Below are 13,813 nucleotides of genomic sequence, written 5' to 3'. Positions count from 1 at the left end.
GACAGAGTCTGGGAGTCGTTTGCGAAATGGGCCGGCATTTTAACAGGCTCAGAGAATTGTGCTGCCCTGTCCGACTTGTGACGCACACAGGATTGTCATTTGCCGCTTCTGTCACTTTCACGCAGGATGTGGGGCCAATTGGGTCGCGCGTAGTATTTCGAACGGAAAAAACCCACCCAAGGCGCGTGTTTGAGAACCATTGGCATTGGTCATTGCCCATCGGCAGGTCATAATGCCTGGCGCCTACCACCTTGCAGAGTCTAGGGAGTCAGCTTGTCAACGCCTGTCGAACCCTTGCGTTTGCTGTTATTGGCCCAAGAGCCAGAGTGGTCAGCAAGATTGCGCGAGTGCCTGGTGCCCTTGGGGCCCTCGGTTGTGTTGATCAGCGCCCCGACCTGGGAGTCAGTCAGCAGCCTGTTCGAAGATAATCGCAACGCGGTGTTGCTGACCGTGGCGGCGTTGCAGCCGGCGCCGGGTCGTTGCAGCCTGCCGACCATCCTGTTGCTCGAGCACGAGCCAGCGGCTGCCCCCGACGGCGTCAGTGACTGGCTGGTGTTCGAGGTGCTCGACAGCGCGACCCTGCGGCGTTGCCTGCGCCACGTGCGTGAGCGCGGCGTGCTGGAAACCACTTTGCAGCGCCTCGCCGAACAGGACCCATTGACAGGCATCGCCAATCGCCAGGGGTTCCAGACCTTGCTGGCGGCGCGCCTGGCGGAAAACGACGGCCGTGGCCTGGCGCTCGGTCACCTGGACCTGGACAACTTTCGCCACGCCAACGACGCCCTTGGTCACCAGGCCGGTGATCGCTTGATCCTGCAAGTGGTGTCGCGGCTCAAGGGTTCGCTCGAGGCCGGCGATCAATTGGCGCGGCTGGGCAGTGATGAGTTCGCCTTGCTGATCGACACCCGCCGCGCACCGCAGCGGGCCGAGTGGATGGCCGAGCGTATTACCGAAGCCTTGGCCGAGCCCTATTGGGTGGACGGTGAAAGCCTGTTGATCGGTTGCAGCCTGGGTGTTGCCCATGCTCGCGCCCAGGCCGGCGCCGATCCGCTGATGTGGCACGCCCACATCGCCATGCAGCAGGCCAAGAGCACACAGGGCTGCACCTTTCATATCTTCAACGAGCGCATCAATCGCAATGCCCGCAGCCTCGCCGACCTGGAAAGCGAACTGCGCCGGGCACTGCGCCGCGACGAATTGGAACTGCATTACCAGCCACGGCTGAACCTCGATGGCGGCCACATCGTCGGTCTCGAGGCCTTGGTGCGCTGGCGTCACGGCGAACGCGGCTTGCTGCCACCGAGCGAGTTCGTGCCGCTGGCCGAACAGAGCGGCTTGATCGTGCCACTGGGCTACTGGGTGATTTCCCGGGCGCTGCGGGACATGCAGGCCCTGCGCGAGCGGGGGCTGGCGCCGTTGCACATGGCGGTCAACCTGTCGTTCCGGCAGTTCCAGGACAGCCAGTTGCTGCCGACATTGAGTCGGCTGATTGCCGAACGGGGTGTGGAGGCGCAATGGCTGGAGTTCGAACTCACCGAAACCGCCGTCATGCGCCGCAGCGAACTGGTCAAGCAGACCATGGACGCCCTGGGCCGTCTGGGGGTGCGCTTCTCCCTGGACGACTTCGGCACCGGATTCTCCTCGTTCGTGCACCTCAACAGCCTGCCGATCGCCTTGCTCAAGATCGACAAGAGCTTCGTCGGTGGGATGGAGCAGCGCGAAGAAAACCGCAAACTGGTACACGCCATGATCAACCTGGCCCACAACCTCAACCTGGAGGTGGTGGCCGAAGGTGTGGAAACCCAGGAGCAACTGGACCTGCTACGCGCGTTCGGTTGCGACCAGGTGCAGGGCTTCTTGATCAGCAAGCCGTTGCCGTTGCCGGAGTTGGTTGAGTACTTGACGTTCGAGGGTGATCAGAAGTCCGCACACGACGTCGTGCTCTGACACGAACCCTTGTGGGAGCGAGCTTGCTCGCGATAGCGGTGTATCAGTCAAAATCGATGTGACAGACCTATCGCCATCGCGAGCAAGCTCGCTCCCACAAAGGGATGGATTTCACTTGGCCTGAATGGCTTCGAAACCGGGTTGCCCAGGCTCGCTGCGAATCATCCGCTTCATCTTCCATTCAAACGCCGCTGTCAGGCTCACCGCTGCGCAGGCCAGCCCCAGGGCCAGGCCCCACCAGACACCGGTCGGTCCCCAGTTCAGGTGGAATGCCATCCACCATGCCGCCGGCGCGCCGATCAGCCAATAGCAGCCCAGCCCCACCAGAAAGGTGGTCTTGGCGTCCTTGAGCCCACGGATGCAGCCCATGGCGATGGTTTGCGTGCCGTCGAACAACTCGAACCACGCTGCCACCGCCAGCAGGCTCACCGCCAGCTTGATCACCTCGCCAAAGGCCGGGTCGTCGTGGTCCAGGAACAAGCCGATCAACTGATTCGGCAGCAACCAGAACACCATGGCGAACGCCAGCATCGCCGCCGCGCCGAAGCCTATCCCGACCCGACCGGCCAGGCGCGCCATCAGCAATTGCCCGGCGCCGTAATGCTGGCCGATGCGCATGGTGATGGCGTAGGACATCCCGGCCGGCACCATGAACGCCACCGAGACGATTTGCAGGGCGATCTGGTGGGCCGCCAACGGCGTGCTGCCCATGGTGCCCATGCACAGGGCGGCGAATGCGAACAACCCGACCTCCACCGCGTACGTGCCGCCAATGGGCAGGCCCAGGCGCCACAGTTCCTTGAGGTACTGGCGATTGGGCCGCGACAGGCCTTCGAGCAATGGATAGGCGCGGTAGGCCGGGTGCCGATGGATGTGCCAGGCCAGCGCCAGGGCCATGCAGTTGGCGACAATCGCCGTGACCAGGCCGATGCCCATCAAGCCGAGTTTCGGCAGGCCGAACATACCGGTGATGAGCGCGTAGTTGAGCAGGAAGTTGGCCACGGTGCCGCCGAGGCTGATCACCATGACCGGTGTGGCTCGGCCGATGGCGCTGGTGAAACCGCGCAGGGCCATGAAACTCAAGTAACCGGGCAGGGCGAACGGCAGCGCCAGCAGGAACTGTCCGGCGGACAGCACGTTGGTTTCGGTCTGGCCGAACATCAACAGCACGGGCTTGAGGTTCCACAGCAGCAACCCGGCCATCAGCGCCATCAACCAGGCCAGCCAAAGCCCGGCCTGGGTCAGTCGGGTGGCGCCTTCGACATCGCCTGCGCCCTGGCGGATCGCGACCAGGGTGCCCACCGCGGCGATCACGCCGATGCAGAAGATCGACACGAACGAATAGGTGGCCGCCCCCAGCCCACCGCCGGCCAGGGCTTCGGGGCTCAGGCGCGCCATCATCACGGTGTCGGTGAGCACCATCAGCATGTGCGCCAACTGCGAGGCAATCAACGGCCCCGCCAGCCGCAGGATGGCCCAGAGTTCGATACGCACCGGATGCCGCATGATCATCACGCTCCATGTTCAAACAAGGCAGTAAAGCAACGATTCTCGGCGCTCTCGGCGGATTGCACAAAGGGATAAAAAAGATCGCTGGCATGATTAAAACTCATGCTGAACGGGTTTCTGGTAGGGTTTGCAAACCACGTCATGGAGCTTTTGCGATGTCTCGTCGTCTTCCTCCTCTTTATGCGCTGCGGGCATTCGAAGCGGCGGCACGCTACAGCTCGTTCACCCGCGCCGCTGAAGAACTGTCGATCACCCAGAGCGCTGTCAGCCGGCACATTCGCACGCTGGAAGATCACTTTGCTTGTCGGCTGTTCCTGCGCAGCGGCCGTCACCTGCAATTGACCGAGGCGGCGCGGTTGCTGTTGCCGGGCGTGCGTGAAGGGTTCATGGCGCTGGAGCGGGCTTGCCATACCTTGCATGGCGAGGATGGCATCCTGCGCATGAAGGCGCCTTCCACGCTGACCATGCGCTGGTTGTTGGCGCGCTTGAGTCGCTTCCGGCATTTGCAGCCCGGCAACGAGGTGCAACTGACCAGTGCCTGGATGGACATCGACTCGGTGGACTTCAACGTCGAGCCCTTCGATTGCGCCGTATTGCTGGGCAACGGGCATTTTCCCGCCGACTGGGAGGCCAGCCTGTTGTTTCCCGAGGAATTGATCCCGGTGGGCGCGCCGAACCTGTTGAACGACCAGCCCTGGGATGTGGCGCGGCTGGCCAGTGCTGAGCTGCTGCATCCGACGCCGGACCGCCGGGACTGGCGCAACTGGCTGCAACGCATGGGGCTGTCCGACAAGGTCTCGCTCAAGGGGGGACAGGTGTTCGATACCCTGGAGCTGGGCATGATTGCGGCGGCGCGTGGCTATGGGGTTTCCATGGGCGACCTGCTGATGGTGGCCGAGGACGTTGCCCAAGGGCGCCTGAGCCTGCCATGGCCGACGGCTGTCGCCAGCGGTGAGCATTATTACCTGGTCTGGCCGAAAACCCGGCCGGGAGGTGAACGTTTGCGCCGCCTCAGCGACTTCCTCCAAGGCGAGGTCAAGGCCATGCAACTGCCCGATGTAGAGCGTCTGGGCTGAAACGATGCAGTTGGCGTGCTAGCCACTTGGGATTAATCCGTCCAAACCGCTCAAGTATTTGGCTTTGCCGCCGAATCCGTGAAGATGGAACCCTCGTTCAGAAAGGGCTTAATTACACCTAACCCGAATAAAATGCCGAGCGTGCAACGTGATCAGGATGATCCGGTCTCTCGGTCAGGAGCCGTCATGTCTCAACCCCGCGCCCGGATCGCCTCACAGCTAGGCCTTGCCCTCGCCGTGATACTGGCGGTCGTGATCTCCGGCAGTACCGTCTTCGCCTTGCGCTCGCTGGACACTGCCAACCTTGCCACCCGTGAAGAGCACTTGGCCAGCGAAGCGCGCCTCATGGCCGATCAGCTCAATACCTTCCACAGCACCCTGCGCGAGAGCACTCAGCGCTTGGCCGGTCTGTTCGAAAAGCGCTTTAGCGCGGGCCTGAACGTGCATCCCGACCAGCCGGTGACGGTGGCGGGCGTACAGACCCCGGGCTTGAGTCTGGGCAGCGAAGTGTTGAACAACAACTTCAAGGAAGTGGACGACTTCAAAGCGATGACCGCCGGGGTTGCCACGGTATTCGTGCGCAGCGGCGACGATTTCATCCGCGTCAGTACCTCGGTCAGTAAACAGGACGGTACGCGGGCCATCGGCACCGTGCTCGACCGCGCCGGGCCCGCCTACGGTCCGGTGATCAGCGGGCAGAGCTACATCGGTCGGGCCCTGCTTTTCGGGCGCTTCTACATGTCGCAATACACGCCGGTACGCGACAGCAGCGGCAAGATCATTGCTGTGTTGTACGTAGGCTTCGACTACACCGATGCGCAGAACGCGCAGTTCGAAAACCTCAAGCGCTTCCGCATCGGCCAGACCGGTTCCCTGGCGCTGCTGGATGAACAAAACAAATGGCTGGTGCCGCCAGCCGGTGTGCAGGCGCTGGACAACGCTACCGCAGCCATCACGGCTCTGATCAAAAAGCCGGGCAAGGGCGCGTTCTGGACCGATACCGCCGAAGATTTCTACAGCGTTGCCGTGCCGTTCGAGGACGGGCCGTGGGCAGTGGTGGCGAGCATGCCGAAAGCCGAGATCCGCGCCGTGACCTGGAGCGTCGGTACGCAACTGGCCATTGGCAGCCTGCTGGCGATGTTGTTGGCGGTCGGCTCGGCGATGTGGTTGCTGCGCAGCAAACTGGCGCCGCTTGGGGACCTGGTGCGCCAGGCCGAAGCGTTGGGTGCTGGCGACCTGAGCGTGCGCCTGAACGTGTCGAGCCATGATGAAATCGGTCAGCTGGCTCGTGCTTTCAACCAGATGAGCCAGGCCCTGTCGACCATGGTCGAGCACATCCGCAAGGCCTCCCAGGAGGTCAACAGCCGCGCCCAGGCCCTGTCCGGTTTGTCCAGCGGGGCGTACGAAGGCATGGAGCAGCAGTCCGGCGAAATCACCAGCATGGCCGGCGCGGTGGAAGAGTTCAGTGCGACCTCATTGAACATTGCCGACAACATGGGGAACACCGAGCGCCTGGCCCAGGAAAACGCCCAGCAAACCCGCATTGGCCGGACCTCGATGGATGAAGCGTCTTCGTCCCTGGAGCAAATTGCTGGCGCCCTGAACAGCACGGCTTCGGTCATCAATACCTTGGGCCAGCGTTCCCAGGAGATTGGCGGCATTGTGGGGGTCATCACCTCGATTGCCGAGCAGACCAACCTGCTGGCCTTGAACGCTGCCATCGAAGCCGCCCGCGCCGGCGAGCAGGGCCGTGGTTTCGCCGTGGTGGCCGATGAAGTCCGCAGCCTGGCGTCCCGCACCCGCCAGGCCACGGATGAAATCTCCAGCATGATCAACAGCATCCAGCAGGAAACCGGCAATGCCATCAGTACGATGGAGCAGGGTAACCTGCTGATGCAGGAAGGCCTGTCGCGCAACGCCAACGTGGCCTCGGCCCTGGCGCGCATCGACGAGCAGAGCCGCTCGGCTGGCCAGCAATTCGCGGCGATCACCACCGCCACCCAGGAACAAAGCAGTACCGCGACCCTGCTCAGCAGCAACCTGCAGAGCATCGCCATGGCCAACAGCGAACAGCGCCAGGTGGTCTCGAACCTGGCCCTCACCGCCAAGGAACTGGAAAAGCTGGCCCAGGACCTGCGCCAAGAGGTTGATCGGTTCCGCTGAAACGTACCGTCATGAGCAAGCTCACCCATACCCCTGTGGGAGCGAGCTTGCTCGCGATGACGGCCGCCCGGCCAACATCATCTCAATCTGACCCACAGCTATCGCGAGCAAGGGAATTGTAGTGAGCGCACTTCTGACGCTCGCCGGGAATTAGGGTGGGAGCGAGCTTGCTCGCGATAACGGCTGCCCGGCCAACGTCATCTCAATCTGACTCACCGCTATCGTGAGCAAGCTCGCTCCCACAAAAGCTACCACCCTGGTGTCGCTCCTTTTTTAGGACAATTGCTGTTTTTAAGCTTGCTGAAACGTTTCTTCAAGTCTATAAAAACCGCACAACTCCAAGAAAAGGCCATGACCATGACCCCGTTCAAATTCCTCGTGACCCTCGGCGCCCTGGGCGCTGCCTCCCATGCGATGGCCTGGGATTACGTCCTGCTCGACACAGACAAAGCCGCTCAACCCTGGCAAGTAACCAGCCAGCAGCTGGGCGTGAAAACCGACAAGCCGTTTTCCGTGACGATGCGCACCCTGCACGGCGGCCGGCAGGAAGGCGTCAGCATCGTCGACATCGACAACGGCACCCTCAAGCTTTCCGTGGTCCCGACCCGCGGCATGAACGTGCTGCAGGCTTCGGTCGGGAATGTGCGCATGGGGTGGGATTCGCCCGTCAAGGAAGTGGTCAATCCGGCGTTCATCGAACTCAACGGCCGAGGCGGGCTGGGCTGGCTCGAAGGTTTCAACGAGCTGGTCACCCGTTGCGGCTACGAGTGGGTCGGCCATCCCGGCATGGACAACGGTGAGCTGCTGACCCTGCATGGTCGCGCCGCTAATATTCCTGCCAACAAAGTCACGTTGCATATCGATGAAAAACCTCCCTACGCCATCACCCTGCGGGGTGAGTTGAAGGAGCAGGCGTTCAAGAAGGTCGACTTCTCGGTGCAGACCGAACTGGTCACCGAGCCCGGCAGCGTAACGTTCGCGCTCAGCGACACGCTGACCAACAACGGCGATTATCCGAAGGAATACCAAGCGCTCTACCACAGCAACTTCAGCACGCCGTTCCTGGAACAGGGCGCCCGTTTCGCGGCACCGGTCAAGCAGGTCTCGCCGTTCAACGACAAGGCCAAGGGCGATTTGGCCGATTGGCAAACCTACCGGGGCCCGACCAAGGATTACGACGAAACCGTCTATAACGTCGTGCCCTACGCCGACGCCAAGGGCGACACCCTCACCGTGCTGCACAACAAGGCTGGCAGCCTCGGGGTATCGGTAGGCTTCAACACCCGCACGCTGCCCGTGTTTTCCCTTTGGAAAAACACCGATACCCAGGGCCAGGGCTACGTGACCGGCCTGGAGCCGGGCACCAGTTTTTCCTATAACCGCCGGTATCAGCGTCCCCTGGGCCTGGTTCCCACGATCGGGCCGAAGGAGCACAAGCAATTCCAGATTCACTACAGCCTGTTGGCGGACAAGGGCGCTGTGGATAAGGCGCTCAAGCGCATCGATGCGATCCAGAACGGTCAAAAGACCGAGGTTCGGCAAACACCGTTGGTAGACCTGAGCAAACCATGAAGTGGTTCAAGCCGTAGCCGGCCGGTACTGCAACGCTTCGGCCAGGTGCTCGCGGCGAATGCACCCTGCTTGCTCCAGGTCCGCCAGCGTCCGGGCGACCTTGAGCAAGCGGTGGGCAGCGCGCAACGACAAGGTCAGCCGTTCGCAGGCGGTCTCCAGCCAGGTTTCGTCGGTTGTGGATAACTTGCAATGCTGGCGCAACCCCGGCAGGTCGAGGAAGGCGTTGGCGCAGCCTTGGCGGCCGTGCTGGCGTTCCCGGGCTTCGGCTACGCGTTCGGCAACCGTGGCCGTATCGTCCCCGGATTCGCGCTTGGGGTTCAACGCTGTGGCCTCCCGGGCGACGGTCAGGTGCAGGTCGATGCGGTCCAGCAGCGGGCCGGAGAGTTTGTTGCGATAGCGCTGTACCATGTCCGGGGTACAGGCGCAGCGGCCACTGGGTTCGCCAAGATATCCACAGGGGCAGGGATTCATCGCCGCCACCAACTGGAAACGCGCAGGAAAGCGCACTCGGTCCCGGGCGCGAGATACCACGATGTGCCCGGACTCCAGCGGTTCTCTCAAGACCTCCAGCACCTTGCGGTCGAATTCCGGTAGCTCATCCAGGAACAGCACGCCATGGTGGGCGAGGGTGATCTCCCCTGGCTGCGGTTTTGACCCGCCCCCTACCAGCGCCGGGCCGGAAGCCGAGTGGTGTGGCTGGCGAAACGGACGCTGCGGCCAATGGCTCAACGGCACGCAACTGGCCACCGACTGGATGGCCGCGACCTCCAGGGCTTCGCTTTCGGCCAGCGGCGGCAACAGCCCGGGCAAGCGGCTCGCCAGCAGGGTCTTGCCGGTGCCCGGTGGCCCGCTGAACAACAGGTTGTGAGCGCCCGCGGCAGCAATCAGCAAGGCCCGCTTGGCCCCGGCCTGGCCCTGTACCTCATTCAGGTCGGGGTAGGGCTTGCTGGCCGAGAGCAGGCCATTGGAAACGAACGGCTCGACCGGTGTGTGACCATTGAAGTGCGCCACCGCTTCGAGCAGATGATCCACGGCAATCACCTTCAGCCCCGAGGCCAGGCAGGCTTCCTCGGCATTGGCCCTTGGTACCACCAGCATGCGCCCGGCCTTGCGCGCCGCCAGCGCTGCGGGCAATACCCCACGTACTGGACGCACCGCGCCGGACAATGCCAGTTCACCGAGGCATTCCACGTCGTCCAGCGTCAGGGTCGGCACCTGCACGCTGGCCGACAGGATCCCCAGGGCGATGGCCAGGTCGAAGCGCCCGCCGTCCTTCGGCAGATCCGCCGGGGCCAGGTTCAGGGTGATGCGCCGCGCCGGGAAATTCAGCCCCGAGTTGATGATCGCGCTGCGCACCCGATCCTTGCTTTCCTTCACCGCCGCCTCCGGCAGGCCAACCATCGTCAGCGACGGCAAGCCATTGGCGAGGTGGACTTCAACGGTAACGGCAGGAGCCTCGACCCCCACTTGGGCGCGGCTGTGGACAATGGCGAGCGACATGAATCGTTCCTTGAGTGAATGGGGGTCGCGTCCTGCGACTTTTGAAGGGTAGTCGTGGGGATGAACTTGGGCGCAGCAATAGAGGGGAGAAAATTTGGCAGGATGTTTCGACAGCCAGTGACGGCCGAGGGGCGGCAAGGGCGATACGGTTCAGCGGCTGCCATCCTTCACCCGTCCAAGCGAAATGCCTGGGACCGGCCTAGACTTCGATTTGCCCAGTCGGCACTTGGCGGTATCAACGGCACAGGGAGGAAGTGGCCATGAACGATCTGCTGGCTCTGTTAACCGACAAGCGCTTCATGCCCCATGGGCACTGCTACATGTGGCGGCCAGATTTGCTGTGGACCAATGTCATCGCCGATGGTTTGATCACCCTGTCCTACGTCACCATTCCCTTCACGCTCCTGTACTTTATCCACAAACGCAAGGACGTGCCGTTCGACTGGATGCTGGCGGCCTTTGGCGTATTTATCCTGGCCTGCGGGACCAGCCACGTGATGGAAATCCTGACCATTTGGCAGCCTTATTACTGGTTGTCGGCGCTGGTCAAGGTGATCACCGCGATAGCTTCGGTGATTACCGCCATCCTGCTGGTCCGGCTGGTGCCGGCGGCTCTGAAGATCCCCAGCCCGCAACAATTGGCCAAGGTCAACGAAGAGTTGCGCGAGGCGCAGGCCGAACTGGTGACCACTGCGCGCCGGGCCGGCATGGCGGAGATCGCCACCAATGTGCTGCATAACGTGGGCAATGTGCTCAATAGCGTCAATGTCTCAGCCCAGGTTCTGTACGAGAAGGTGCACACCTCCAAGGGGCCCGGGGTGGCCAAGGTCGTCCAGTTGATGAAGGAGCATCCTGACGACCTCGGCGACTTCATCAGCAGCGATCCGAAAGGGCGCGCCCTACCGGACTATCTCGACAAGCTGGCCGACGCGCTGGCCGCCGAGCAGCAGGGCATGATCGCCGAGTTGGCGCAGTTGACCCGCCGAATCGACCACATCAAGGAAATCGTCGCCACCCAGCAATCCTATGCCGGCAATGCCAGCGTCCTGGAGCCGGGCTCGTTGCGGGAGTTGGTCGAGGATGTCGTGCGCATTTGCGATGTGTCCCTGGCCCGCCACCACATCACGCTGGTCAAGGAGTTCAGCGATATCCCGCAAATGCCACTGGACAAGCACCGCGTGCTGCAGATCCTGGTTAATCTGATCAACAACGCCAAGCAGGCGCTGGACGCGGGTGTGAACCGGCCGCCGCAGATCATCCTGCGTCTGGAGGTCGTTGACGAGGGGCGCGTGCGGGTCGAGGTCGAGGACAATGGCGAGGGGATAGCACAGGACAATCTTGCGCGGGTGTTCGAGCACGGCTTCACTACGCGTGTCGACGGTCACGGCTTTGGTCTGCACAGCGGCATTCTGGCGGCGCACGAAATGGGCGGCGAGCTGACGGCGCAGAGCGCGGGGCCGGGCAAGGGCGCGCTCTTTATCCTGGAGCTGCCGCTCGCGCTTGCTCAAGATGCATCGCAGTGGGCCGCGAGTGGTTAAGTCACCCGGTGGGTGGCTTATTCCTGTGCTGGAGCCAGTCGCGCTTCCAGCTCAGCGACCTTGGCCTCCAGGCTTTCCAGCCGCGCCCGGGTCCGGGCCAGCACAACCATCTGGCTGTCGAATTCTTCCCGGCTGACCAGGTCCAGTTTGCTGAAGCCGCTTTGCAGCAAGGCCTTGAACTGGCTTTCGATTTCACTCTTGGGCAGTGGCGTGTCACCACTCAAGAGGCGGGAGGCGTGGCCGCTCAGGGCGTCGAGGAGATCTTTGGGCGCAAGCATGGCAGGTGTCCTGAAAACAATGGCGGGCAGTGTATCACGCAGTGTCTATAGTCAATTCGCGAGCCAGGGATGCACGCTTTTCGCGCATTGGGTCGGGCGTTACTGCACTGTTGTTGTGCGTATCGTTGCGGTTGGTGTTGCGGTGCAGGTCGAGCAAGTGGCTAAAGGGTTGAAATCAGGGGGTTTGGGTGCAGATGGCAAGGTTTCTGCTTAGAGGCTGATGACCCATGCACTGATGCAGTCGCTGTGACGAATGCAGTGCAGCAGGCGGAACGGGGAGTTCCGCCAGGATCGGTTAACTGGCACTTGTCGGGCAACTTGGGCCGACGACGCGTTACAAAGCCAGGCACTGCGCTTAGACTTGAGTCGGGTTTGTTTTCCTGGGGCAAGTCCACCAATTCGGGAGAAAGTTTCATGAAGCTAGTCACTGCCATCATCAAGCCGTTCAAGTTGGACGACGTGCGCGAGTCGTTGTCCGAGATCGGCGTGCAGGGCATTACCGTCACTGAGGTCAAAGGCTTCGGTCGGCAGAAGGGTCACACCGAGCTGTATCGCGGCGCGGAATACGTGGTCGATTTCCTGCCCAAGGTGAAGATCGATGTCGCCATTGACGACAAGGATCTGGACCGGGTGATCGAGGCAATCACCAAGGCCGCCAACACCGGCAAGATCGGTGACGGGAAGATCTTTGTGGTCAATCTGGAACAGGCAATCCGCATCCGTACCGGCGAAACCGATACCGACGCTATCTAAGCCGCCCAACCCAACGCCCCAGGAGAAAACAATATGACTCTGCGTAAATTCGCAGGGCTAGGAGCCCTGTTGTCCTTCGCAATGCCTGGCCTGGCCATGGCAGAAGAAGCGGCAGCCCCCGTCCTGAACTCCGGCGACACCGCCTGGATGCTCACCGCCACGATTCTTGTACTGTTCATGACCATTCCCGGCCTGGCACTGTTCTACGGTGGTATGGTCCGGTCGAAAAACTTGCTTTCCGTGATGATGCAGTGCTTTGCCATTACCGGTCTGATCAGCGTGTTGTGGGTCATCTATGGCTACAGCATTGCGTTCGACACCACTGGCATGGAGCAAGGCGTCGTCAACTTCAACTCCTTCGTCGGTGGCCTGGGCAAGGCGTTCCTTGCGGGCGTCACGCCAGCCAGCCTGACCGGCCCGACGGCGCTGTTCCCTGAAGCGGTGTTCATCACCTTCCAGATGACGTTCGCCATCATTACCCCGGCCCTGATCGTCGGCGCATTTGCCGAGCGGATGAAGTTCTCGGCCATGCTGATCTTCATGGGCGTGTGGTTCACCCTGGTGTATGCACCGATTGCACACATGGTCTGGTCCGGCAACGGCGGCCTGATGTGGGACTGGGGCGTGCTGGACTTCGCTGGCGGCACCGTGGTGCACATCAACGCGGGTATCGCCGGCCTGGTGGCATGCCTGGTATTGGGCAAGCGCAAAGGCTTCCCGACCACGCCAATGGCGCCGCATAACCTGGGTTACACCCTGATGGGCGCGGCCATGCTGTGGGTCGGCTGGTTCGGCTTCAACGCCGGTTCCGCTGTCGCTGCCAACGGCACTGCCGGCATGGCGATGTTGGTGACCCAGATCGCGACCGCTGCGGCCGCGCTGGGCTGGATGTTTGCCGAGTGGATCACCCACGGCAAGCCAAGCGCGCTGGGCATTGCCTCGGGCGTGGTGGCCGGCCTGGTTGCAATCACCCCGGCTGCCGGCACCGTGGGCCCGATGGGCGCCCTGGTCATCGGCCTCGCGGCGGGCGTGGTGTGCTTCTTCTGCGCTACCAGCCTCAAGCGCAAGCTCGGTTATGACGATTCCCTGGACGCCTTCGGCGTGCACGGTATTGGCGGTATCCTCGGCGCGATCCTGACCGGTGTGTTCGCCGCACCGGCACTGGGTGGCTTCGGCACCGTGACCGACATCGGCGCGCAAGTGTGGATTCAATTCAAGGGCGTGGGTTTCACGGTGGTCTACACCGCGATCGTCACCTTCATCATCCTCAAGGTCCTGGACGCCGTCATGGGCCTGCGTGTTACCGAGGAAGAAGAAGCCGTGGGCCTGGACCTGGCCCAGCACAACGAACGTGGCTACAACCTGTAAGCACGCACGAAAAAAAATGCCCGGTTCGCCGGGCATTTTTTTGTCTGGAATTTGTCATTGCTCACAAGGTGCAGCGGTTTTTCCGACGCCATTTGTTGTGGATGCGACA

The 13,813-nt window shown here is 62.3% G+C and carries 10 protein-coding genes; 7 read left to right on the top strand and 3 right to left on the bottom strand.

Features of this window, described 5'->3' with window-relative positions; genetic code table 11:
• Positions 1-273: 273 nt before the first annotated feature.
• Positions 274-1,947 carry a putative bifunctional diguanylate cyclase/phosphodiesterase gene (locus ACMTA2_RS31535; RefSeq protein ID WP_413793191.1) on the top strand — a complete coding sequence of 558 codons (1,674 nt, stop codon included), beginning with the start codon at positions 274-276 and terminating at the stop codon, positions 1,945-1,947.
• Between the two features lie 111 nt (positions 1,948-2,058).
• Here the strand turns inward: ACMTA2_RS31535 and ACMTA2_RS31530 are convergent, their stop codons facing one another.
• Positions 2,059-3,453 (bottom strand): NorM family multidrug efflux MATE transporter, encoded by a 1,395-nt coding sequence (locus ACMTA2_RS31530; RefSeq protein ID WP_413795755.1) that lies wholly within the window; start codon positions 3,451-3,453, stop codon positions 2,059-2,061.
• Between the two features lie 158 nt (positions 3,454-3,611).
• Between ACMTA2_RS31530 and ACMTA2_RS31525 the strand changes: the two genes are divergently transcribed.
• The 3 genes from ACMTA2_RS31525 (at position 3,612) to ACMTA2_RS31510 (ending at position 8,267) form a co-directional block, all read left to right on the top strand.
• The gene (locus ACMTA2_RS31525; RefSeq protein WP_413793190.1) at positions 3,612-4,532 is read left to right on the top strand and encodes a LysR substrate-binding domain-containing protein; all 921 of its coding nucleotides are present in this window, start codon (positions 3,612-3,614) and stop codon (positions 4,530-4,532) included.
• Positions 4,533-4,718: 186 nt separating this feature from the next.
• Positions 4,719-6,695: a methyl-accepting chemotaxis protein gene (locus ACMTA2_RS31585; protein ID WP_438943937.1), complete on the top strand. Its 1,977-nt coding sequence runs from the start codon at positions 4,719-4,721 to the stop codon at positions 6,693-6,695.
• 357 nt (positions 6,696-7,052) lie between these two features.
• Positions 7,053-8,267 (top strand): aldose 1-epimerase family protein, encoded by a 1,215-nt coding sequence (locus ACMTA2_RS31510; RefSeq protein WP_413793189.1) that lies wholly within the window; start codon positions 7,053-7,055, stop codon positions 8,265-8,267.
• A gap of 6 nt (positions 8,268-8,273) precedes the next feature.
• On the opposite strand, the gene ACMTA2_RS31505 is transcribed toward ACMTA2_RS31510, so the two are convergent.
• Entirely contained in the window at positions 8,274-9,767 is a 1,494-nt protein-coding gene (locus ACMTA2_RS31505; protein WP_413793188.1) for a YifB family Mg chelatase-like AAA ATPase, read from the bottom strand.
• 260 nt (positions 9,768-10,027) lie between these two features.
• On the opposite strand from ACMTA2_RS31505, the gene ACMTA2_RS31500 reads away from it, so the two are divergent.
• The gene (locus ACMTA2_RS31500) at positions 10,028-11,305 is read left to right on the top strand and encodes a sensor histidine kinase (RefSeq protein WP_413793187.1); all 1,278 of its coding nucleotides are present in this window, start codon (positions 10,028-10,030) and stop codon (positions 11,303-11,305) included.
• 17 nt (positions 11,306-11,322) lie between these two features.
• On the opposite strand, the gene ACMTA2_RS31495 is transcribed toward ACMTA2_RS31500, so the two are convergent.
• Positions 11,323-11,583, bottom strand: a complete 261-nt coding sequence (locus ACMTA2_RS31495; protein WP_053126510.1) for an accessory factor UbiK family protein — start codon at positions 11,581-11,583, stop codon at positions 11,323-11,325.
• A 414-nt stretch (positions 11,584-11,997) separates the two neighbouring features.
• Here ACMTA2_RS31495 and glnK point away from each other — a divergent pair, with 414 nt between their 5' ends.
• Positions 11,998-12,336 carry a P-II family nitrogen regulator gene (gene glnK / locus ACMTA2_RS31490; protein WP_002555808.1) on the top strand — a complete coding sequence of 113 codons (339 nt, stop codon included), beginning with the start codon at positions 11,998-12,000 and terminating at the stop codon, positions 12,334-12,336.
• Positions 12,337-12,369: 33 nt separating this feature from the next.
• A complete protein-coding gene (locus tag ACMTA2_RS31485; RefSeq protein ID WP_413793186.1) occupies positions 12,370-13,704 on the top strand; it encodes an ammonium transporter in 1,335 nt (444 codons plus the stop codon).
• Positions 13,705-13,813 lie beyond the last annotated feature (109 nt).

This window comes from Pseudomonas medicaginis (assembly GCF_965119365.1).
GTDB lineage: Bacteria > Pseudomonadota > Gammaproteobacteria > Pseudomonadales > Pseudomonadaceae > Aquipseudomonas.
This window is presented reverse-complemented; position numbering and strand designations above follow the sequence as displayed.